Raw genomic sequence first — 20,476 nt, 5'->3', positions numbered from 1 at the left:
AGTACTCTGTTCAAGTTGCTTCGGGAGCTAACGAAGCGATTATGGGCCTGTGGCGCAGCTGGTAGCGCACCTGCATGGCATGCAGGGGGTCGGGGGTTCGAGTCCCCCCAGGTCCACAACGAAACCCGCGAGAGATCGCGGGTTTTCTTGTACCCGGTCAGAGGAGTCCCGCACGTGAGCAGCGCAGCCGAAGTGGTCAGCACCCTCCGCCGGACAGCCCGCCGTCAGAAGTGGATGATCGGGGTCGGCGCCGCTCTCCTGACGCTGGTCGCCATGCTCGTCGCAAACGGGTTCGGACTGCTCAGCTGGTGGATCGAGTGGCCTGTCAAGGCCGTCATCTACGGCGGCGCCGCGGCGATCTGGGCGTACAGCGCCAAGGCCATCGATGAGCGTGTCGAGCGGCAGACCCGGGAGACGTACGATCCCCCGGAGTCGACGCCGCCGGTATGACGTTCAAAGCTCGGATGCGGCCGGCGCCAGGGGCTTGCCATCGACCCCGCTACCCGGATAGAAAGACCACGGCCACGGATCGTCACTCCGACGATCTCCGACCTGCAGGAGGACGCTAGTGCTGGGACTGTTCCGACGACCGGAGACGACGCCGCTGGGGACCGCACCCCGAGAAGAGTCAGGACTCTGGTCGCGGGGTATCGGGCTCGCCGCCACCCGCAGCCTCCAGACCCTCGCCGTGCTGGCCCTGGTCGCCGTCGGCGTGCTCGTCATCACGCAGCTGTCGCTCGTGTTCATCCCGGTGACGATCGCGCTGATCCTGGCCTGTGCGATCCACCCGCTCGTCGCTCTGATGCGTCGGCGCGGGGTGCCGTCGATACTCGCGACCTGGATCGCCCTGATCGGCATCCTCGCCATCCTGGGTGGGGTGGTGTGGGTGATCGTCCTGACGGTGCGCTCGCAGTGGGACGACCTCGTCGAGTCCGCGACAGACGGCATCGCGCAGGTGACGGCGTGGCTCGACACCCTCCCCTTCGACATCGCGGCGATCGATCTCGATGACCTGTGGGCCAGCGCCGGAGAGTTCCTCACCAGCGCCTCATTCGGCCGTGGCGCTCTCGCCGGCGTGTCGGCGACGGCGAGCTTCTTCACCGGCCTCGCCCTCATGATCGTCGTGCTCTTCTTCTTCCTCAAAGACGGACCCCGCATCTGGGAGTTCCTGCTGCGCCCCTTCACCGGCGCGAGCTACGAACGTGCTCGTCGCATCGGCGACAAGACCGTCGACGTGTTCGGCGGATACATCCGCGGTACCTCGATCGTCGCCGCGGCGGATGCGTTGGGCATCGGCGTCGGCCTCGCCATCCTCCAGATCCCGCTGGCGCTTCCCCTCGCCGTGATCGTCTTCCTGACCGCGTTCATCCCCCTCGTCGGCGCGACAGCAGCCGGAATCCTCGCTGCCCTCGTCGCACTGGTGACCCACGATCCGCTCGCCGCGCTCATCGTGGTGGGAATCGTCGTGCTGGTCAATCAGCTCGAAGGTAACTTCCTGCAGCCGGTGGTCATGGCACGGTCGCTCAAGCTGCACGCCCTCGTCATCCTGCTCGCGCTGACGACAGGCACCATCCTCGGCGGAATCGTCGGGGCCGTGCTGTCGGTGCCGATCGCCGCGGTCGCCTGGGGCATCATCACCGTCTGGGACGGGCCGAGCCTCGCGGCACGTCCGTTCCGCAAGAAGCGTTCCGAAACGGTCTGATCCGCGCACGGAAGCCTCCATCGCCGCCCGCGCGATACCCCTCCCGCGCTCCGCGGTCAAGGATCTGCCACGGAGAATCGGTGCTGCCTATCGTGGGCGTCATCGATATGAGAGGAGACGACGATGTCCACACCCATTCCACCCCTGGTGCCCTTGCCCGAAGACGGCGATCCGCACGAGCGGGTTCCCCGTCAAGAGGTCGACGGCGAGCCGGCGCTCGACCAGGACGCGAACCCGGACGAGATCGACAGCGCCGAGGCCGACCGGATCGCCGCTGAACACGGCGACACGGATCAGGACGACGCCTGAACGACGACGCCTGAACGACGACGCGGCAGGCTCCGGTGGAGCCTGCCGCGTTGTTGTCACGTCGCCATCAAAGGTGGCAGATGCGGGATGACGATCGGTCTCGTCGCCCTGCTGGGATCCTGCACACGAGCGACTTCGGCGAGCACCTCGTAGGCGTTCGCATAGCGCGCCGCGAGTGGCAGATCGCGCAACCAGACGACCTCGACCTCTGTGTCCGCGTACTCGTAGACGCAGGCGACGACGTGACGGGGATCGTCCGCCGAATAGCGCAGGTCGTTGATCACCCACTCCGATGGCGTGACGCGGTTCAGAACGTATCTGGACTCTGGATCTCCGGACATTCTTTGGCCTCCAAGACTCTCTCCCCCACAGTGATCATGCGTGACGGCAGCACGAGCGGATAGGGCCTTGACAGGCTGACGCACTCCGGCAGGGCCCGACGGCCCGCCGATGCGGAGGTGTCAGCCGGTCGGACGAATGGTGAGATCTGTCAGTGCCGCGTCATCGGGGAGATCGAGCGCCGTGAGAACCGTCGTCGCGACCGAATCCGCCGTGATGAAACGTGACGGGTCATATGGTCGGCCCTCCTGCTGATGCACTCGTTCCTGCATCGGAGTCGCTGTGCGTCCCGGATAGATCGATGTGACTCGCACGCCGTTCTCCGACTCTTCGGCGCGCAGTGAATCAGCGAGGGCCTTGAGCCCGTGCTTCGACGCGGCATACGCGGACCACCCGGCGTGCGCGTGCAGCCCGGCACCGGAATTGACGAACACGACCCGCCCGCGCGACATCCGCAGAAGAGGCAGGAGAAGTCTCGTGAGCTCTGCAGGGCCGACGAGGTTGACGGCGAGCTGCCGCTCCCAGAGCGTCGCCGGAAGGTCTGCCACCGGGCCGAGGTCGACCACGCCTGCAGCGTGGATCACGGAATCGATGCGGGCGGGAAGAGCCTGCTTCGACAAGGCCCACGAGAGCCGTCCCGGCTGCGCCAGATCGCCGACGATCGTCGAGGCACCGGGCATCGACTCGGCGATCTCCCGCGCTCGACCCGCGTCGCGCGCGAGGAGCACGATCTGATCCCCGCGTCCGAGCAGTCGTCGAGCGATGACCTCGCCGATGCCGGAACCGCCGCCGGTGATCAGATGAACGGGCACGTCAGGCGCGATCTGCGGCCGGATCGGCGATCTCGAACGGAACGACCGGGCAGTCCTTCCACAGACGCTCGAGTCCGTAGTAGACCCGCTCCTCCTGGTGGAAGACGTGGACGATCAGATCGCCGAAGTCGAGGAGCACCCATCGGGCCTCGGCGCGCCCCTCGCGACGGACGCGCTTGTGACCCGCTTCGATCAGCTGGTCCTCGATCTCATCGGCGATGGCGGCGACGTTGCGCTCGCTGTTACCGGTGACGAGAAGGAAGATGTCGACGAGCGGAAGCGGCTCCGACACGTTGAGCGCGACGAGATCTTCACCGCCCTTCGAGATGGCGGCGTCTGCTGCGAGCTGCAGCATCTCTACGGCGTTTTCAGGTGACTGCATCAGATTCAGAACACATTCGTGGTGAAGGCCACGATCAGGGCGACGCCCAGCGCGAGCGCAAGACCACCCGCCACGATCGCGAGGATGAGCATGAGTTTGTTGCCCTTTTCGGGGGCCGGCGGGCGGATTACCTCACCGGCGGGCTTGATGGTGCTGACTGCGGCACTCGCCGCGATCGGCGTCGGCGAGGATGCAGGCGGGAGCTCGCCGTCGATGAGTACGGCATCCACCTCCTTGCCGTCGGTGGTGCCGTGAGCGTGTCCCTGCGAGCCGAGGCCCTTGGGCAGCTCGTACGAGCCCGTGACGAGGATCTCCCCCGTCGAGGCGACCGGACCCGACAGCGAACCGTCGCCGGGAGCCGGGTTGAAGATCAGGGTGTTGCCTGCGCGGTGCTGCGAACCGGTGGAATCGCCCACGGTGAGCAGCTCGTCGAATGAGGGAGTGAAAGGCTTCGCAGGCTCAGCCTGGTCACTCAGCACGCCCTGCCCGAATCCCGGACTGACCGTGGGCCGCTCGCCCTCGTCGTCCGAGTCGTCGGCTGTCGACGGCTCGTCTGCGTCGTCCTCGGAGTCCGGCGGCACCTCCGCCGACTGCTCCGCAGAGGTGGAGGCACTCACCGGAATGGCGGCTACCTCGTGATCGAGGCCATCGTCGTCGATGTCATCGTCGTCGGCGGCGTCATGCACCGGATGCTCGGGCTGCGCGACCACGGGCTCATCGCCGGTCGCGTCGTCCTGGACGACCGGAGCGTCGTCGTCGCCGTCGGTCTGGTCGTCGCCGTCGGTCTGGGCGTCGGCATCGGCCGGGGCCTCTGCATCGCCACCCGAGCGGGATCGCTCGAGCTCGCGCACCTGACGACGGGTCAATCGCGCCGACCCTGCGGCTTCACCGCGTCCGACGGAGACAGGAGCAGGGGCAGGCGCGACCTCGGTGGGCTCCGTGGTCGGAGTCGGTTCGACGGCTTCGGGCTCGGGCGGCGCGGACGCCGCAGCGGCCGCCTCCTCGGGAGTGATGACCGGCGTGGAACCCGTCAGCCGGATCTCACGCAGCTGCTTTCTCGTCAGCGGACCCTGCTCATGCCGATCCGATGTACTCATGCCTTGCTCCGATACAGATGATGCTTCGCGATGTATTGAACGACTCCGTCGGGAACGAGATACCAGACCGGCTCATCCTCACGGACCCGCGCTCGGCAGGCCGTCGACGAGATGGACAGTGCCGGCACCTCCAATTGGCTGACGTTGTCGCTCGGGAGGCCGTCAGTGCTCAGGACATGCCCTGGACGTGAGACCGCGACGAAGTGAGCCAATTCCCACAATTCATCATGGTCCCTCCAACTGAGAATTTGCGCTACGGCATCCGCTCCCGTGATGAAGAACAGCTCGGCATCGGGTCGTGACTTCTTGAGGTCGCGCAGCGTGTCGATCGTGTAGGTCGGCCCTTCACGGTCGACGTCGACCCGGCTGACGGTGAACTGCGGGTTGGATGCGGTGGCGATGACGGTCATCAGGTAGCGATGTTCGCTCGGCGTGACCTCGGCCTTCTGCCACGGTCGGCCGGTGGGCACGAACACGACCTCGTCGAGGTCGAAGGAGTGCGCGACCTCGCTCGCGGCGACCAGGTGCCCGTGGTGGATGGGGTCGAACGTGCCACCCATCACACCGATGCGCGCCGGACGCGAGGTCGTGTCATTCATAAGGGCCTAGTGGCCGTGTCCTGCCTCGTGGCCATCTTTGCCGTGCTGCGCAGCCCATGCCTCGGCCTTCGCCGAGTGACGGTTGGCGACGTTCTTGTACGACAGCGTGACCAGCCCGAGGAACGCGAACAGGATGATCGCGATCACCCCGAAGATCAGCGTCTCGGCCTGGACGTTGCCGTGGTGCTCGGTCTCGGCAGCGACCATCGCGATCTGTGCGACGAGGTTCATCCTGACTCCGTTTCGTGGCTGGCGGGCGGGGCGCGCGTGACGCCGCAGCGCCACCTAGTCTAGCCCTCAGCTGCGTGTCTGCCCTGCCCCACGCGCCAGCCACTTCGTGCTGGTCAGCTCGGAAAGCCCCATCGGGCCGCGGGTGTGGAGCTTCTGCGTGGAGATCCCGACCTCTGCACCGAAACCGAACTCACCGCCGTCGGTGAATCGAGTGGAGGCGTTGGCCATCACGACCGCCGAATCGACCTCGGCGAGGAAGCGCTCCGCATTGCGGGAGTCCGTGGTGATGATCGACTCGGTGTGACCCGTGCTGTACCGGCGGATGTGGTCGAGGGCTTCGTCGAGCGAGTCGACCACTCTCATCGCGATGTCGAGGCTGAGATACTCGGTCGCCCAATCCTCCTCGGTAGCGGGAATGACGTTCGAGACGAGACCGGCGACCATGTCGTCACCGTGGATCGCGACGCCCTCGCTCTGCAGGGCGCTCGCGACGAGCGGGACGAGCCGCGGAGCGGCCTGGCGCAGCACGAGCACGGTCTCCACGGCATTGCAGACGCTGGGCCTCTGCACCTTGGCGTTCACCACGATGTCACGGGCCCAGTCATCCGGTGCGCTCTCATCGAGGACGATGTGGACGTTGCCGGCGCCGGTCTCGATGACCGGCACGGTCGATTCGGTCACCACCGTCTCGATGAGCCCGGCGCTGCCGCGCGGGACGAGCACATCGATGAAGCCCCGTCCATGCATCATCGCCTTCGCGCCCTCGCGCCCGAAGTCATCGACGGTCTGGATCGCCTCCGGCGTGATCCCGACGCCATCGAGCGCGTCACGCATGACCGAGACCAGAACGGCGTTCGACTCCTTTGCCGCACTGCCACCTCGGAGAACGACGGCGTTGCCGGATCGCAGCGCGAGAGCGGCGATGTCGACCGTCACATTGGGCCGCGCCTCGTAGATGGCGCCGACCACACCGAAGGGCACTCGAACCTGTTCGAGTGCCACGCCGTTCGGCATGCGATGTCCGCCGACGACCCTGCCGACAGGATCCGGCAGCGCCGCGACCTGACGAACGGCAGCGGCCAAGGCGGCGACACGCTTCTGATCGAGTCGCAGCCGATCGATGAGTGACTCGCCGATGCCCTCGGCGCGGCCGCGCTCGATGTCCAGGCCGTTGGCCGCGATGATGGCCTCGACGCTCGCCTCCAGGGCAACGGCGATCGCCTCGAGTGCGTGCCCCTTGTCGTCGCTGGTCAGCGCGGCTGTGGCCCGGGACGCCTGTTTCGCGCGCTCCAGAAGCACCTGGGGAGTCTGATCGGTCATCCGTTCAGTCTAGGAGAGGGCCGGTTCGAACCAGGTTCCTATTTCAGCGCCGGTGAGGGCCTTGCCGACCAGATCGGCGCTCGTCACGAGCACGCCGATGCCGGATGCCGCCGCGAGGCGCGCAGCGGAGACCTTCGTGGCCGCTCCCCCGGTGCCCACACTGTTCACGACCGTCGATCCGAACTCGAGGCCCGAGAGATCTGCGTCCGGAGTCACCACATCGATCGGCTCAGCCGTCGGGTCAGACGGCGGCCTGGTGTACAGGGACTCGATGTCGCTCAGCAGCACGAGCGCGTCGGCCTGAGTCAACTGAGCGACCAGTGCGCCGAGTCGATCGTTGTCGCCGAAGCGGATCTCCTGGGTCGCGACCGTGTCGTTCTCATTCACGATCGGCAGGACGCGGAGTCCGAGAAGACGCTCCATCGCACGACGCGCATTGCTGCGCGAGGTGGGGTTCTCGAGATCGCCCGTCGTCAGCAGTACCTGGCCCGCGACGATGTCGAACGGGCGCAGCGCCTCCTGATATCGGTAGACCAGGATGTTCTGCCCGACTGCCGCAGCGGCCTGCTGCGTCGCGAGATCGGTCGGGCGAGCATCGAGCTGCAGAAAAGGAATGCCGCTGGCGATCGCCCCCGACGACACGAGGATGACCTCTGCGCCGCGCGCGTGCGCGGCTGCAAGAGCCTCGACGAGAACGGGGATGCGCCAGGACGCCTCGCCGCTGATCGACGACGATCCGACCTTCACGACGATGCGCGACGCGGTCGCGAGTTCCGCGCGCGTGCGGGCGGTCACCCCTCACCCTCGTCGGAGGTGGCGAGACGACGGGTCTCCGCCTCGGCACGGGCCTCAGCCTTGGCATCCATCCGCTCGTAGTACTGCTCGCGACGCTCCGACGTCGTGCGACGTGAGTTCGGCGCGAGACGCGGGTCCGTCCCTCGCGGTGCGGTCATCAACTCGGCGGCAGATGTCATGGTCGGCTCCCAGTCGAACACGATGCTCTCGCCTTCGCCGATGATGACCGTCGAGCCCTGCACTGCGCCGAGGCGGAACAGCTGATCCTCGACTCCCAGCTTCTCGAGCCTGTCGGCGAGATAGCCGACGGCCTCTTCGTTCTGGAAGTCGGTCTGCTGCACCCAGCGCACCGGCTTCTCGCCGAGGATGCGGTAGAGGTTGCCGTACGTGCCGCCTTCGACCCGGATCGTGAATTCCTTCTTCGATCCGCGGGGGCGGATGACGACGCGCTCCCGCACGGGTTCCGCCGCCGCCTGCTCGGCACGGTGGGCATCGACGAGCTCGCCGAGCGCGAACGTCAGCGGACGCAGACCCTCATGCGAGATCGTGGAGATGTCGAAGACGCGGAATCCACGCGCCTCGAGGTCGGGACGCACGAGGTCGGCGAGATCGCGGGCCTCGGGCACGTCGATCTTGTTCAGCGCCACCAACTGCGGGCGTTCGAGCAACGGGGTCTGTCCTTCAGGCACCTCGTACGCAGCGAGCTCGCCCAGGATCACATCGAGGTCGGAGATCGGGTCGCGACCGGGCTCGAGGGTCGCGCAGTCGAGCACGTGCAGGAGGGCGGTGCAGCGTTCGACGTGACGCAGGAACTCGAGTCCGAGTCCACGCCCCTCGCTCGCACCCTCGATCAGCCCGGGCACGTCCGCGACGGTGTAGCGGAAGTCGCCCTGCTGCACGACACCCAGATTGGGGTGCAGCGTGGTGAACGGGTAGTCGGCGATCTTGGGGCGAGCCGCCGAGATCGCGCCGATCAGGCTCGACTTTCCGGCAGACGGGTAGCCGACGAGCGCCACATCGGCGACGGTCTTGAGCTCGAGTACGACGTCGCCCTCGTGACCGGGGGTGCCGAGCAGAGCGAAGCCGGGCGCCTTGCGTTTCGGGGAGGCGAGAGCGGCGTTGCCGAGACCTCCGTGACCGCCCTTCGCGACGACGAAGCGCTGGCCGGGCTCGATCATGTCGATCAGCACCTCGCCAGCGGGGTTCTTCACGACGGTGCCGACGGGCACAGGAAGCTCGAGGTCCTCGCCCATGAAGCCGGCCCGGTGGTCACCCATTCCGGGGCCGCCGTTGCCGGAGCTGCGGTGCGGAGAGTGGTGATACGAGAGAAGCGTCCCCGTCTGCGTGTCGGCGACGAGGACCACGTCTCCGCCGTCTCCGCCGTTCCCGCCGTCGGGGCCGCCGAGCGGCTTGAACTTCTCGCGGTGCACCGAGACACAGCCGTTGCCGCCCTTACCCGCGCGCAAGTGCAGCGTCACGGTGTCGACGAAGCTGACCATGTCTCTCTCCTCATACGGGAATTCCGGCCGCGGCCAGAATTCGTCCTGAAACAGCAATTCGGGACGGGCCGAAGCCCGCCCCGAATCGGATGTCTACTGTCGCGCTGTGATCACTCAGCAGCGGCGACGATGTTGACGACCTTGCGGCCGCCCTTCGCGCCGAACTGGACCGCACCGGCGGCCAGAGCGAACAGCGTGTCGTCGCCACCACGGCCGACGTTCACACCGGGGTGGAAGTGCGTGCCGCGCTGGCGGACGATGATCTCGCCGGCGAGAACCTGCTGTCCACCGAAGCGCTTGACGCCAAGTCGCTGAGCGTTGGAGTCACGACCGTTACGGGTGGAGCTTGCGCCCTTTTTATGTGCCATGTCCTGGTCTCCTCGGTCTTACTTGATGCCGGTGATCTTGACGCGCGTGAGCTCCTGGCGGTGGCCCTGACGCTTCTTGTAGCCGGTCTTGTTCTTGTACTTCTGGATGATGATCTTCGGGCCGCGGAGGTTGCCGATGACCTCTGCCGTGACCTTGACCTTGGCCAGCGAGTCAGCGTCGGTGGTCACCGTGGCGCCGTCGACGAGCAGCACAGCGGCCAGCTCGATCTTCTCGCCCTGGGCAGCCTTGACACGGTCGAGCTGAACGATCGTGCCGACCTCGACCTTCTCCTGCCGCCCACCGGCGCGCACTACTGCGTAAACCACTTCATACCTGTTTCGTTGGGGAGCTCGCGGCTCCGAGAATCTCACGGGAAGACTGTTGCTTGCATGCGTCGCGGGCGACGGGTGCGGCTGCAAGACTCTCCGCTCCGACCGTCCAGGACGACGCGGCATGCGCACCAAGGGACTACTTTACCCGATGCGGGACACTGTGGCAAAACGTACCGCCTGGTGTGTCCGGCCATAGGCTGACGTGATGACCGTTCTCGTCGATGATCCCCGCTGGCCCGCGCACGGGCGACTCTGGGCTCACCTCGTGAGCGACGACAATCTCGATGAGCTGCACGCCTTCGCGAGGTCTCACGGTGTGCCTGAGCGCGCGTTCGACCTCGACCATTACGACGTCCCGGAGGACCTCGTCCCCCGGCTCATCGCCGCCGGCGCGCAACACGTCGACGGCAAGGAGCTGGTCCGGAGGCTGATCGCGTCAGGACTCCGGATCCCCGCCCGCGATCGGCGCTGACGGCTCCGAGTTCACGGAGACCGGGGTTCCCGTGAGAGCAGCGGTGGAGACGCGACGGCGACCGCGCCCCTGCCCAGGGGCCTTGGGCTCCGGGAGCGCGTCGAGCACCGAGTCGAGAAGCGCCTCGGCGGGCGACTTCGGAGACTTGCGGTCGGATCCGCGCTTCTTGCGAGGCTTCTTCGCGCGCTCCTGAGTGGCCGGCGCATCGGCGAGCTGCTCGGGCGCGATGACCGCCTCTGCAGCCGCATCCTCCGCGCTCGGAGCACGGGTGGACGCAGCGATCTGCGCGAGGGCGGATTTCGCTCCCTCGGGGATGCTGTGAGTCGTCACCGAAGCGGGCGCCTGATTCTGGGTCTGGTTGTTGCCGCCGCGCTGGCGACGATTGGACGACGAGTTGCCGCCGCCGTTGCCGTTGCCATTGCCGTTGCTGCTGGAACGGTGCTTGACGACCGGGTCGTGATGAACGATGACACCGCGGCCGGCGCACACGTCGCAGGCCTCGCTGAAGGTCTCGAGCAGGCCGAGGCCCAGCTTCTTGCGAGTCATCTGCACGAGGCCGAGAGAGGTGACCTCGGCGACCTGGTGCTTCGTCCGGTCCCGGCTCAGGCACTCGATCAGGCGGCGCAGCACGAGGTCGCGGTTGGACTCGAGCACCATGTCGATGAAGTCGACGACGATGATGCCGCCGATGTCACGCAGACGCAGCTGGCGGACGATCTCCTCCGCCGCCTCGAGGTTGTTCTTGGTGACCGTCTCCTCGAGATTTCCGCCTGAGCCGACGAACTTGCCCGTGTTGACGTCGACGACCGTCATGGCCTCGGTGCGATCGATGACCAAGGATCCACCCGACGGCAGCCAGACCTTGCGGTCGAGCGCCTTCTCGATCTGCTCGGTGATGCGGAACGCGTCGAAGGGGTCGGCCTCGTCCTCGTACGACTCCACGCGCTCGAGGAGGTCGGGGGCGACGCTCTCGAGGTACGCGCGGATGGTGCGCTGCGATTCCTCGCCCTGGATGAGCATCTTCGTGAAGTCCTCGTTGAAGACGTCACGGACGATCTTGACGAGGAGATCAGGCTCGGCGTGAAGGAGCGCAGGAGCCTGCTGGCTCTCGACCTGCGTGCGAATGTGCTCCCACTGGGTCGTCAGACGCTGCACGTCACGTGTGAGCTGATCTTCGGTGGCGCCCTCGGCGGCCGTGCGGACGATCACGCCGGACGACTCGGGAAGCACCTCCTTGAGGATGCGCTTCAGCCGCGTGCGCTCGTTGTCGGGCAGCTTGCGGCTGATGCCGTTCATCGATCCGCCCGGGACGTACACGAGGTACCGACCCGGAAGAGAGATCTGACTGGTCAGACGCGCACCCTTGTGACCCACCGGATCCTTGGTGACCTGCACGAGCACACGGTCGCCCGCCTTGAGCGCCAGCTCGATGCGGCGAGGCTGGTTGCCGGTCTCGACGCCGTCCCAGTCGACCTCGCCCGAGTACAGCACGGCGTTGCGACCGCGACCGATGTCGACGAACGCGGCCTCCATGCTCGGGAGCACGTTCTGGACGCGGCCGAGGTAGACGTTGCCGATCAGCGACGCGTCCTGGTTGCGGGCGACGTAGTGCTCGACGAGCACACCGTCTTCGAGCACACCGATCTGCGTGCGACCGTTCTTCGACCGGACGACCATCTTGCGGTCGACCGACTCGCGGCGAGCCAGGAACTCGGCTTCGGTCACGACCGGACGACGACGACCGGCGTCACGTCCGTCACGGCGGCGCTGCTTCTTGGCCTCGAGGCGAGTGGAACCCTTGATGGCCTTGGGCTCGGTGATGTACTCGACGACGCGCTGGCGCGGCTGACGAGGCTCATCCCGCTGATCGCGCTGATCTCCCTCATCGGAGCCACCGCGACGACGACGGCCGCGACGGCCGGATGCCGGCTCGTCCTGCTCACGCTCGGCGATGCGGTCGAACACGCGTTCGCGCCCGGGGCGAGCCGGAAGCGGAACGATCTCGGGCGCGTAGAAGTGCAGCTGCGTCGAGACCTGCGAGACGAAGACCTCCGGCAGCAGACCGAGCGACACCGCGGTCAGCGGCTCGGGGACGGACGCCGTTTCGGGCTTCGCGTCCTCGGGCTTCGCGTCCTCAGCGGAAGCCTCCTCAGCGGGAGCCTCCTCAGCAAGCGCGTCCTCAGCAGGCGCGTCCTCAGCAGGAGCATCCGCTGCAGGAGCATCCGCTGCAGGAGCATCCGCTGCAGGAGCATCCGCTGCAGGAGCATCCGCTGCAGGAGCATCCGCTGCGGGAGCATCCGTTGCGGGAGCCTCCTCAGCTGGAGCATCCGCAGCGGGAGCGTCCTCAGCAGGCGCCTCCTCGGCGGGAGCCTCCGTTGCGGGGGCTTCCTCGACGGCTTCGGGCTCCGGAGGAGCCTCGGCCTTCACCTCTGCGGGCGCGTCAGCATCCGCAGGGAACTCGAGGGTAGGGGCGTCGTAGTCATTGTTCTCATCGGCCATCTCTGGCTTACTCCTCGCGCGGTGCACCAGGTGCCCCGCGAATTCTCATGCGGCATCCGCGGATGCTGCGAACTCACTCGGTGTGTGACCGGCTCATGGCTCTGGTCACGAGGGGCATACGGCCCCGAAGTCTGCGTCGATGCCGGCCCCGACGGTGTCGGGCGGTGCATCACAGGCCATTATCGCACCAACTGGCCCCGTTCGCGGCATCCTGCGCTCCTGCGCATCGTTTTCTCCGGTGCGCTCTCGCCCGATCCATAGTGATCGCTGGGATAATCCACATATGAGCGAGCAGCGCACCCGCCCCGTCTTCTATGCCGTCTGGCTGATCATCGCCAGTGTGATCGGCTGGTTCGCCGCCTTCCAGCTGACCATCGACAAGTTCATCCAGCTCGAGAATCCCGACGCCGATCTGAGCTGCAACGTGAGCGTGATGATCCAGTGCGGCAAGAACCTCGGGTCGTGGCAGGGAGAGATCTTCGGTTTCCCCAACCCGCTGATCGGGCTCACCCTCTGGACGGCTCCGCTCGTGGTGGGTGTCGCGATACTCGCCGGGGCGCGCTTCCCCCGCTGGTTCTGGGGTGTCTTCGGCGCCGGAGTCGCCTTCGCCTTCGGACTCGTGTGCTGGCTCATCTGGCAGAGCCTGTACGCACCCAATCTCGGAGTCCTGTGCCCGTGGTGCATGCTCACCTGGGCGGTCACGATCCCGACCTTCTTCGCCACGATGGTGCATCTCCTGCGCAACGGCACGTTCTCACGCAGCCCGAAGGCGATGGACGCGGGGGCGAAGCTGATGGCCTGGGTGCCGCTCGCCACGATCCTCGCCTACGCGCTCGTCATCCTCCTCGCGCAGCTGCGGGGTCTCGACCTTCTCGGTGAGGTCGTGCGAATGATCTTCTGATCTCGTCGCCGATCGACGACGAAGCCCGCCCCACGGTCTCGTGGGGCGGGCTTCGTCTACGTCGGGGTGCCGCGGTGTGCTGCTGGTCAGTCGAACCAGATCGCGAGCTCGCGCTCGGCCGATTCGACACTGTCCGAGCCGTGCACGAGGTTCTGCTGCACCTTGAGGCCCCAGTCGCGACCGAAGTCGCCACGGATGGTGCCGGGGGCCGCGGTCGTCGGGTCTGTCGTGCCGGCGAGCGAGCGGAAGCCTTCGATCACGCGGTTGCCCGCGAGACGGATGGCGACCGAGGGCCCGGAGAGCATGAACTCGAGGAGCGGTTCGTAGAAGGGCTTGCCCTCGTGCTCGGCGTAGTGCGAGGCGAGGAGGTCGCGGTCGGGCTCGACCAGTCGGATGTCGACGAGCGCGTAGCCCTTCGATTCGATACGCGCCAGGATCGCTCCGGTGAGGCCGCGGGCGACACCATCGGGCTTGACGAGGACGAGGGTTTCTTCGGTGGCCATGTCATTCACTCTCTGTCTGAGTCTCGGTCGCGGGATCGACGGGACGTCGTGCGTCCAATCGAGCCCCCATGATCGTCGCATACCCCCACATGCCGCCGAAAATCACGACGACGAGGAGGATCGCGGGCACGAGGACGGCGGAGACCGCGACGATCGCCTGGATCACCCAGCCGGCGGGGATCGCCCAGGGCTTCGTGATCATGCCCGCCACGGCGATGCATGCGAGCCCGACGACGCCGCCTCCGACGATCCCCCACCACTGCGGAATGCCCGGGGGCAGAGCCTTCAGACCGAACACCGTGAGGCCGGCGAGGAACACCACGATCGATTCGAACCCGAGCACGATCGGTGCCAGCTTCTGCACGAGAGTCCGCGGCGGACGCGGCACGCGGGCGGCGGATGCGGCGCTCACGCGCGCCACCCCGACTTCCAGTCCTCTTCCTCAGCGAGAGCGATCGCCTCTCCTGCGAGAACGACCGAACCTGCGATGACCACAGCGCGACGATCTGTCGACGCCGCCCACTCACGAGCGGCATCGGCCGCATCCGCGAGGCTCGGATGGACGGTGGCGCGGTGACCTGCTGCCTCGGCGAGATCGGCGATGACATCGGCATCGCTCGCGCGGTCCGATTCCGGCGCCGTCGCGAAGATGTGCGCGGCCGCCGGGGCGAGCTTCGCCACGATGCCTGCGGCGTCCTTGTCGGCGAGGACTCCGAGCACGACTCCCCACTCGTCGAAGTCGAAGCTGTCATCCATCGCTTGCGCCAAGGCAGCAGCCCCGTGCGGGTTGTGGGCGGCGTCGACGATCACCGTGGGCGAGATGCCGAGCAGCTGAAGCCTGCCCGGTGAGGTGGCGCCCTGCAGACCCTCGGAGACGATGTCGGCGGCGATCTGCTGCTGGCCGCCTCCGATGAGGGATTCCACGGCCGCGACCGCGAGCGCGGCATTGTGTCCCTGGTGAGCGCCGTACTGCGGCAGATACTCCTCGAGGTACTCCCCCGCGAGACCGCGGATCGAGAGGAGCTGGCCGCCTACGGCGAGCTTCTGGTCCGTGAGACCGAACTCATCACCCTCGAAGACGATGGTCGCGTGCTTCTCCGCGGCGACTCTGCGGAGCACCTCTGCAGCCTCGTCGGGCTGCTGAGCGGAGACGACGGCAGCGCCCTCCTTGATGATCCCGGCCTTGACCTTCGCGATCTCGGCGATCGTGTTCCCGAGGCGATCGGCGTGGTCGATGTCGATCGGCGCGAACACGGCGACGTCACCGTCGGCCGTGTTCGTCGAGTCCCACTCGCCGCCCATGCCGACCTCGAGCACGAGGACGTCGACCGGAGCATCCGCCACCGCCACGAAGGCCAGCACGGTGAGCAGCTCGAAGAACGTGAGCGGTTCCTCCCCCGCAGCCGTGAGCTCGGCGTCGACGATCTCGACGAACGGCTCGATCTCTTCCCACGCGTCCGCGACTGCGGCGTCGTCGATCGGCTCGCCGTCGATCATGATCCGCTCGGTGAACCGCTCGAGATGCGGACTCGTGAACAGCCCCGTGCGCAGCCCATGCGCGCGGAGCAGGCTCTCGATCATGCGTGCCGTCGACGTCTTGCCGTTGGTTCCCGTGATGTGCACGACCCGGTACGTGCGCTGCGGGTCGTCGAGGAAGGCGAGTATCCGGGCGGTCCGCTCCTTGCGGGGCTGCACCCAGCGCTCGCCTGCACGGCTCAGCAGCGTCGAGTACACCGCATCCGCTCTGTCGCGAGAACTCATGAGGCTGCTCCGTCCTTCGTTGCTTCCCGCACCACGGCGGTCGCATCGATCGTCACGATGATCGGCCCCTTCGAGGAGCCGAGGGCGCGGGCACCGGAGCGGAAGACGCCGTCGCCGGGGCTCGCGATGTCGTCGACCACGGCGTCCAGTCCCTCAGTCGGCTGCGCGGCGAAGGCGATCGCCAGGGTCTCGCGCGCGATGAGGTCGGCGTGCGCCGTGAGAGCCGCGGCGTCCTCGGGGGTCGCGTTGAGCGCCAGCACGATACGGTCGCTGACGTCGAGGCCGGCGTTCTTGCGCGCCTCCTGCACGACGCGGATCGCGTCACGGGCGAGCCCCTCGGCCTCGAGTTCAGGCGTGGTCTGCGTGTCGAGCAGCACGAACCCGCCCGACGGGACGATGGCGAGAGCCTCGCCGTCGGGGCGCCCGGTCGTCTCGAGCACGAGCTCGTATTCGGCGGGTTCGAGCGCGATGCCCCCGGCCGTGACGACGCCGTCGGTCTCCGACCAGTCGCCCGCCTTCGCCGCCTTGATCACGGTCTGCACGTTCTTGCCGAGGCGCGGACCCGCGGCCCGGGCGTTGACGCTCAGGCGATTGCTGATGCCGTACTCCCCCGCCGTCTCCGGCGACTGCTGCACGAGCTCGACAGACTTGACGTTGAGCTCGTCGCGAAGGATGTCCTCGAACTGGCTGAGCGTCGAGGAGAGGGGCGAGACGACAGTCAGGCGGGCCAGCGGCAGGCGCACGCGCAGCTTCTCCTTCTTGCGCAGCGCATTGCCTACGCTCGACAGCTCTCGCACGGCATCCATCGCATCGCGGATGTCATCGGCAGCCGGGAACGCATCCGCGTCCGGCCAGTCCTGCAGGTGCACGCTGCGCCCGCCGGTGAGTCCCTGCCACACGCGCTCGCTGATGAGCGGTACCAGCGGAGCGGCGACCCGGGTCAACGTCTCGAGCACGGTGTAGAGCGTGTCGAACGCATCGGTGTTCGACCCCTCCCAGAATCGGTCGCGCGAGCGACGGATGTACCAGTTGGTGAGCACCTCGGCGAAGTCGCGCAGGCGAGCCGACGCCGTCGTGGAGTCGAGCCCCTCGAGGTCGGCGCGCACCTCGCGGACGAGGTCGCCGAGGCGGGCGAGGATGTAGCGATCGAGCACGTCGGTGGAATCCGTGCTCCACTTCGCCTCGTATCCGCCGGGCTTCGCGGCGTTCGCGTATGTGGCGAAGAAGTACCACGAGCTCCACAGCGGAAGCAGGAACTCACGCACACCGGCCCGGATGCCCTCTTCGGTCACCGCGAGGTTGCCGCCGCGCAGGACCGAGCTCGACATGAGGAACCAGCGCATCGCGTCGGAACCGTCGCGGTCGAGCACCTCGGACACGTCGGGGTAGTTGCGCAGCGACTTCGACATCTTGTAGCCGTCGTTGCCCAGGACGATGCCGTGGCAGCTGACACCGGTGAATGCCGGACGGTCGAACAGCGCCGTCGACAGCACGTGCATGACGTAGAACCAGCCACGTGTCTGTCCGATGTACTCGACGATGAAGTCGGCGGGTGCATGGGTGTCGAACCACTCCTGGTTCTCGAACGGGTAGTGCACCTGCGCGTAAGGCATCGAGCCGGAGTCGAACCACACGTCGAAGACGTCTTCGATGCGGCGCATCGTGCTCGTGCCGGTCGGGTCATCGGGATTCGGACGCGTGAGTTCGTCGATGTACGGACGGTGCAGATCGATCTCGCCCTCGGGGTTGCGGGGCAGCGTGCCGAAGTCGCGCTCCATCTCCTCGAGCGAACCGTATGCGTCGACACGCGGGTACTCGGGGTCGTCGCTCTTCCAGATCGGGATCGGCGAGCCCCAGTAGCGGTTGCGGCTGATCGACCAGTCACGCGCACCCTCGAGCCACTTGCCGAACTGGCCGTGCTTGACGTTCTCCGGCACCCACGTGATCTGCTCGTTGTTCGCGAGCAGGTCATCCTTGATGTCGGTGACGCGGATGAACCAGCTCGACACCGCCTTGTAGATCAGAGGGTTACGGCACCGCCAGCAGTGCGGGTACGAGTGCACGTAGCTCTGCTCGCGCAGCAGACGCCCCTCACCGCGCAGCAGGCGGATGAGCGGAGTGTTCGCGTCCATCCAGAGCTGACCGGCGACATCGGTCACGTTGGGAAGGAACTTTCCGCCGTCATCGAGCGACAGGATCGTCGGGATGCCGGCCGCACCCGCCACGCGCTGGTCGTCTTCACCGTAGGCAGGAGCCTGGTGGACGATGCCGGTGCCGTCGCTGACCGTGACGTAGTCGTCGACGAGGATGCGCCACGCGTTCTCGGTGCCGTACGTCTCGGTGTCGGCGTAGTAGTCGAAGAGTCGGTCGTAGGTGACGTCTTCGAGCTCGGCGCCGCGCACGGTCGCATCGACCGCGGCGAGCGCGTCGTCGAGGCTCTCGTAACCGAGGTCCTTGACGTATCCGCCGAGGAGTTCGCGGGCGAGCAGGTAGCGATGCGCCGAGGCCTCGATGACCGCATCCGTCGATCCCGCGGCGGCGTGCACGTCGGCAGCGCCCCCTGGACCCGCCGGGAGCACGACGTAGTCGATGTCGGGCCCGACGGCGAGCGCGAGGTTGGTGGGGAGGGTCCAGGGCGTGGTGGTCCAGGCGAGGGCTCGGACAGCCGTCAGCCCGAGGGCTTCGGCCTTGGCGCCGGTGAGCGGGAATGTCACGGTGACCGACGGATCCTGTCGGTTCTGGTACACGTCGTCATCCATGCGCAACTCGTGCGCCGACAGCGGGGTCTCGTCTCGCCAGCAGTACGGCAGGACACGGTACCCCTCATAGGCGAGGCCCTTGTCGAACAGGGTCTTGAACGCCCACAGCACGCTCTCCATGTAGCCGAGGTCGAGGGTCTTGTACCCGCGCTCGAAGTCGACCCAGCGCGCCTGACGGGTGACGTAGTCCTGCCACTCGTGCGTGTACTTGAGCACCGAGTCCTTCGCCTTCGCATTGAAGACGTCGATGCCCATCTCCTCGATCTGGACCTTCTCGGTGATGCCGAGCTGCTTCATGGCCTCGAGCTCGGCCGGCAGACCATGGGTGTCCCAGCCGAAGACGCGGTCGACCTTCTTGCCGATCATGGTCTGGAAGCGCGGGAACACGTCCTTCGCATAACCGGTGAGCAGGTGGCCGTAGTGGGGCAGACCGTTGGCGAACGGCGGGCCGTCGTAGAAGACCCACTCGTCGTTGCCGTCGCGCTGCTCGATGGACGCGCGGAAGGTCTGGTCGGTCTCCCAGAAGTCGAGCACCTCGCGCTCGATCTCGGGGAACCGGGGGCTCGGGGCGACGCTCTGGGATGCTGAGCTCGTCGAAGCGTCGGCGGCGGGGCCGAAGGAGGAACGCGGGTAGGTCATGTCGTCTCGCAGGAGTCGTGGCGGATGCTGCTGCGAGGACGATCCGTCCGGCTTCTCGTTCCGGGGACCGCGGTACCACCTCGCGTGCCGCGCCTCTCGGCGGAGCCACTCTCACTGCGGCTGTGACGGGCCTGCCCCGCTCGGTTCTACTGAGTCCGCCCTTGCGAGGCCGACCGTTCTTCCGAGAGCTCCCCGGTGATGTCCGGATCACAGCTCGTGGATTCCATTGTACGCGCCGACCGGAGCGACGCGGTCAGACCGGATTCAGCCGGACCCCGCGTCCCTCAGGAGGTACTGCACCGCGGCGGCGGCCATGGCCGCCTGATCGTGGTCGACGCCCGGCACCTCGTGCAGCTCCCACCGCAACGGCACGGCTTCGCGAGCGGCTTCCTGTTGTGCACGGTCGAAGAACTCCCGCCCGCGTTCGAGCCTCGTGTCTCCCTGCGCCTCGGCCTCGTCATCCCGTCGCAGGTTCTTGGTCCCGACGTCGTCCGTGCCGAGCAGCACGATCAATGTGCGCCCGAAGGCTGCCTCCACGTCGAAAGCGGGGGCATCGTCACCGTCGAGACCGAAAGGGAAACGCGCCGAGTCATCCGGCATCGTGTACCACCCGGCATTGGCCGCCACCGCGACATCGATGGGAGCATGCGGAACGAACTCCACGTAGCGATGCACGAACTGCGCCCCGGCGGAGTGTCCGAACATCGAGAACCCGCTCTGCTCGCCCCCGATCCGGGCCCGCGCATCTTCGAACAGCGGCTCGATGTACCCGTACGCACCGTCGAGGACATCCGAGTCGCCATCGCTGTCGCCGTCAGGATCGGCCAGACCACCGAGGTTGTAGTTCTCCGCATCGGGGAACTCGTCGTCACCGAACTGCGGGGCCACCACCACCGCGTCACGGTCGCGCACGAGGTCCGTCCAGGTGTCCCGGTACTCGCCCGCATTGCGTCCGACCCCGTGCATGACGACGATGATCGTCGCCTGCTCGGTGGCACGAGCGCCCGTCACGTAGTAGACCGGAATCGATTCACGCCCGTCGATGTGGAGTTCGTACGTGCCGCTGCCCAGCAGTCCGGAGCCCTGCGGCGTCGGTGAACAGGCGGCGAGCGCACCGGAGAGCACGAGTGCCATGACGATCAGGATCCCCCATCTG

General features: G+C 67.1%; 22 protein-coding genes and 1 tRNA gene. 6 read left to right on the top strand and 17 right to left on the bottom strand.

The features are described 5' to 3' along the window. Positions 1-43: 43 nt before the first annotated feature. From ACZZZN_RS05240 to ACZZZN_RS05225, 4 genes are all read left to right on the top strand, one after another. Positions 44-116 (top strand) — tRNA-Ala (locus ACZZZN_RS05240). 58 nt (positions 117-174) lie between these two features. Further along, positions 175-450 (top strand): hypothetical protein, encoded by a 276-nt coding sequence (locus tag ACZZZN_RS05235; protein WP_463504137.1) that lies wholly within the window; start codon positions 175-177, stop codon positions 448-450. Between the two features lie 121 nt (positions 451-571). Then, the gene (locus tag ACZZZN_RS05230) at positions 572-1,702 is read left to right on the top strand and encodes an AI-2E family transporter (protein WP_463506550.1); all 1,131 of its coding nucleotides are present in this window, start codon (positions 572-574) and stop codon (positions 1,700-1,702) included. Positions 1,703-1,825: 123 nt separating this feature from the next. After that, positions 1,826-2,011, top strand: coding sequence for a hypothetical protein (locus tag ACZZZN_RS05225; RefSeq protein ID WP_463504136.1), 186 nt, complete (start codon positions 1,826-1,828; stop codon positions 2,009-2,011). Positions 2,012-2,067: 56 nt separating this feature from the next. Here ACZZZN_RS05225 and ACZZZN_RS05220 read toward each other — a convergent pair whose 3' ends face one another. From ACZZZN_RS05220 to rplU, 11 genes are all read right to left on the bottom strand, one after another. Continuing rightward, positions 2,068-2,352 (bottom strand): hypothetical protein, encoded by a 285-nt coding sequence (locus tag ACZZZN_RS05220; protein ID WP_463504135.1) that lies wholly within the window; start codon positions 2,350-2,352, stop codon positions 2,068-2,070. A 120-nt stretch (positions 2,353-2,472) separates the two neighbouring features. After that, positions 2,473-3,162, bottom strand: coding sequence for an SDR family oxidoreductase (locus ACZZZN_RS05215; RefSeq protein ID WP_463504134.1), 690 nt, complete (start codon positions 3,160-3,162; stop codon positions 2,473-2,475). 1 nt (position 3,163) lies between these two features. Continuing rightward, positions 3,164-3,544: a ribosome silencing factor gene (rsfS, locus tag ACZZZN_RS05210; protein ID WP_463504133.1), complete on the bottom strand. Its 381-nt coding sequence runs from the start codon at positions 3,542-3,544 to the stop codon at positions 3,164-3,166. 5 nt (positions 3,545-3,549) lie between these two features. After that, positions 3,550-4,641 (bottom strand): hypothetical protein, encoded by a 1,092-nt coding sequence (locus tag ACZZZN_RS05205; RefSeq protein ID WP_463504132.1) that lies wholly within the window; start codon positions 4,639-4,641, stop codon positions 3,550-3,552. Then, positions 4,638-5,240, bottom strand: coding sequence for a nicotinate-nucleotide adenylyltransferase (nadD, locus tag ACZZZN_RS05200; RefSeq protein ID WP_463504131.1), 603 nt, complete (start codon positions 5,238-5,240; stop codon positions 4,638-4,640). The genes ACZZZN_RS05205 and nadD overlap by 4 nt, the downstream gene beginning before the upstream one ends. A 6-nt stretch (positions 5,241-5,246) precedes the next feature. After that, positions 5,247-5,471, bottom strand: coding sequence for a hypothetical protein (locus tag ACZZZN_RS05195; RefSeq protein WP_201470046.1), 225 nt, complete (start codon positions 5,469-5,471; stop codon positions 5,247-5,249). Between the two features lie 66 nt (positions 5,472-5,537). Further along, positions 5,538-6,791, bottom strand: coding sequence for a glutamate-5-semialdehyde dehydrogenase (locus ACZZZN_RS05190; RefSeq protein ID WP_463504130.1), 1,254 nt, complete (start codon positions 6,789-6,791; stop codon positions 5,538-5,540). Positions 6,792-6,800: 9 nt separating this feature from the next. Then, positions 6,801-7,586 carry a glutamate 5-kinase gene (gene proB, locus ACZZZN_RS05185; RefSeq protein ID WP_463504129.1) on the bottom strand — a complete coding sequence of 262 codons (786 nt, stop codon included), beginning with the start codon at positions 7,584-7,586 and terminating at the stop codon, positions 6,801-6,803. Next, positions 7,583-9,085, bottom strand: a complete 1,503-nt coding sequence (obgE, locus tag ACZZZN_RS05180) for a GTPase ObgE (RefSeq protein ID WP_463504128.1) — start codon at positions 9,083-9,085, stop codon at positions 7,583-7,585. Before obgE ends, proB begins: the two co-directional genes overlap by 4 nt. A 110-nt stretch (positions 9,086-9,195) precedes the next feature. Further along, positions 9,196-9,453, bottom strand: coding sequence for a 50S ribosomal protein L27 (rpmA, locus tag ACZZZN_RS05175; protein WP_028501603.1), 258 nt, complete (start codon positions 9,451-9,453; stop codon positions 9,196-9,198). 18 nt (positions 9,454-9,471) lie between these two features. Then, complete coding sequence (gene rplU / locus ACZZZN_RS05170; protein WP_028501602.1) at positions 9,472-9,780, bottom strand: 50S ribosomal protein L21; 309 nt, start codon at positions 9,778-9,780, stop codon at positions 9,472-9,474. Positions 9,781-9,991: 211 nt separating this feature from the next. On the opposite strand from rplU, the gene ACZZZN_RS05165 reads away from it, so the two are divergent. Then, positions 9,992-10,258 carry a DUF4031 domain-containing protein gene (locus tag ACZZZN_RS05165; protein ID WP_463504127.1) on the top strand — a complete coding sequence of 89 codons (267 nt, stop codon included), beginning with the start codon at positions 9,992-9,994 and terminating at the stop codon, positions 10,256-10,258. On the opposite strand, the gene ACZZZN_RS05160 is transcribed toward ACZZZN_RS05165, so the two are convergent. Then, positions 10,223-12,757: an Rne/Rng family ribonuclease gene (locus ACZZZN_RS05160; RefSeq protein ID WP_463504126.1), complete on the bottom strand. Its 2,535-nt coding sequence runs from the start codon at positions 12,755-12,757 to the stop codon at positions 10,223-10,225. The genes ACZZZN_RS05165 and ACZZZN_RS05160 overlap by 36 nt on opposite strands. Positions 12,758-13,040: 283 nt before the next feature. Here ACZZZN_RS05160 and ACZZZN_RS05155 point away from each other — a divergent pair, with 283 nt between their 5' ends. Beyond that, positions 13,041-13,658, top strand: a complete 618-nt coding sequence (locus ACZZZN_RS05155) for a vitamin K epoxide reductase family protein (RefSeq protein ID WP_463504125.1) — start codon at positions 13,041-13,043, stop codon at positions 13,656-13,658. 86 nt (positions 13,659-13,744) lie between these two features. Here the strand turns inward: ACZZZN_RS05155 and ndk are convergent, their stop codons facing one another. From ndk to ACZZZN_RS05130, 5 genes are all read right to left on the bottom strand, one after another. After that, a complete protein-coding gene (ndk, locus tag ACZZZN_RS05150) occupies positions 13,745-14,161 on the bottom strand; it encodes a nucleoside-diphosphate kinase (RefSeq protein WP_463504124.1) in 417 nt (138 codons plus the stop codon). Position 14,162: 1 nt separating this feature from the next. Next, positions 14,163-14,573, bottom strand: coding sequence for a DUF4233 domain-containing protein (locus ACZZZN_RS05145; RefSeq protein ID WP_463504123.1), 411 nt, complete (start codon positions 14,571-14,573; stop codon positions 14,163-14,165). After that, positions 14,570-15,922 (bottom strand): bifunctional folylpolyglutamate synthase/dihydrofolate synthase, encoded by a 1,353-nt coding sequence (locus tag ACZZZN_RS05140; RefSeq protein ID WP_463504122.1) that lies wholly within the window; start codon positions 15,920-15,922, stop codon positions 14,570-14,572. The genes ACZZZN_RS05145 and ACZZZN_RS05140 overlap by 4 nt, the downstream gene beginning before the upstream one ends. Then, positions 15,919-19,320, bottom strand: a complete 3,402-nt coding sequence (gene ileS / locus ACZZZN_RS05135; RefSeq protein WP_463504121.1) for an isoleucine--tRNA ligase — start codon at positions 19,318-19,320, stop codon at positions 15,919-15,921. Before ileS ends, ACZZZN_RS05140 begins: the two co-directional genes overlap by 4 nt. 264 nt (positions 19,321-19,584) lie before the next feature. Beyond that, positions 19,585-20,454 carry a hypothetical protein gene (locus ACZZZN_RS05130; RefSeq protein WP_463504120.1) on the bottom strand — a complete coding sequence of 290 codons (870 nt, stop codon included), beginning with the start codon at positions 20,452-20,454 and terminating at the stop codon, positions 19,585-19,587. Between the last annotated feature and the right edge of the window lie 22 nt (positions 20,455-20,476).

Source organism: Microbacterium sp. AC145 (assembly GCF_979258505.1).
This window is presented reverse-complemented; position numbering and strand designations above follow the sequence as displayed.

What these genes read in the sequence shown, in the direction of transcription:
- ACZZZN_RS05220 (WP_463504135.1), bottom strand. Translation starts at nt 2,352, where the DNA reads ATGTCCGGAGATCCAGAGTCCAGATACGTTCTGAACCGCGTCACGCCA.
- ACZZZN_RS05205 (WP_463504132.1), bottom strand. Translation starts at nt 4,641, where the DNA reads ATGAGTACATCGGATCGGCATGAGCAGGGTCCGCTGACGAGAAAGCAG.
- ACZZZN_RS05225 (WP_463504136.1), top strand. Translation starts at nt 1,826, where the DNA reads ATGTCCACACCCATTCCACCCCTGGTGCCCTTGCCCGAAGACGGCGAT.
- ACZZZN_RS05140 (WP_463504122.1), bottom strand. Translation starts at nt 15,922, where the DNA reads ATGAGTTCTCGCGACAGAGCGGATGCGGTGTACTCGACGCTGCTGAGC.
- ACZZZN_RS05160 (WP_463504126.1), bottom strand. Translation starts at nt 12,757, where the DNA reads ATGGCCGATGAGAACAATGACTACGACGCCCCTACCCTCGAGTTCCCT.
- rpmA (WP_028501603.1), bottom strand. Translation starts at nt 9,453, where the DNA reads ATGGCACATAAAAAGGGCGCAAGCTCCACCCGTAACGGTCGTGACTCC.
- ndk (WP_463504124.1), bottom strand. Translation starts at nt 14,161, where the DNA reads ATGGCCACCGAAGAAACCCTCGTCCTCGTCAAGCCCGATGGTGTCGCC.
- ileS (WP_463504121.1), bottom strand. Translation starts at nt 19,320, where the DNA reads ATGACCTACCCGCGTTCCTCCTTCGGCCCCGCCGCCGACGCTTCGACG.
- ACZZZN_RS05190 (WP_463504130.1), bottom strand. Translation starts at nt 6,791, where the DNA reads ATGACCGATCAGACTCCCCAGGTGCTTCTGGAGCGCGCGAAACAGGCG.
- ACZZZN_RS05165 (WP_463504127.1), top strand. Translation starts at nt 9,992, where the DNA reads ATGACCGTTCTCGTCGATGATCCCCGCTGGCCCGCGCACGGGCGACTC.
- nadD (WP_463504131.1), bottom strand. Translation starts at nt 5,240, where the DNA reads ATGAATGACACGACCTCGCGTCCGGCGCGCATCGGTGTGATGGGTGGC.
- ACZZZN_RS05155 (WP_463504125.1), top strand. Translation starts at nt 13,041, where the DNA reads ATGAGCGAGCAGCGCACCCGCCCCGTCTTCTATGCCGTCTGGCTGATC.
- ACZZZN_RS05195 (WP_201470046.1), bottom strand. Translation starts at nt 5,471, where the DNA reads ATGAACCTCGTCGCACAGATCGCGATGGTCGCTGCCGAGACCGAGCAC.
- ACZZZN_RS05130 (WP_463504120.1), bottom strand. Translation starts at nt 20,454, where the DNA reads ATGGCACTCGTGCTCTCCGGTGCGCTCGCCGCCTGTTCACCGACGCCG.
- obgE (WP_463504128.1), bottom strand. Translation starts at nt 9,085, where the DNA reads ATGGTCAGCTTCGTCGACACCGTGACGCTGCACTTGCGCGCGGGTAAG.
- rsfS (WP_463504133.1), bottom strand. Translation starts at nt 3,544, where the DNA reads ATGCAGTCACCTGAAAACGCCGTAGAGATGCTGCAGCTCGCAGCAGAC.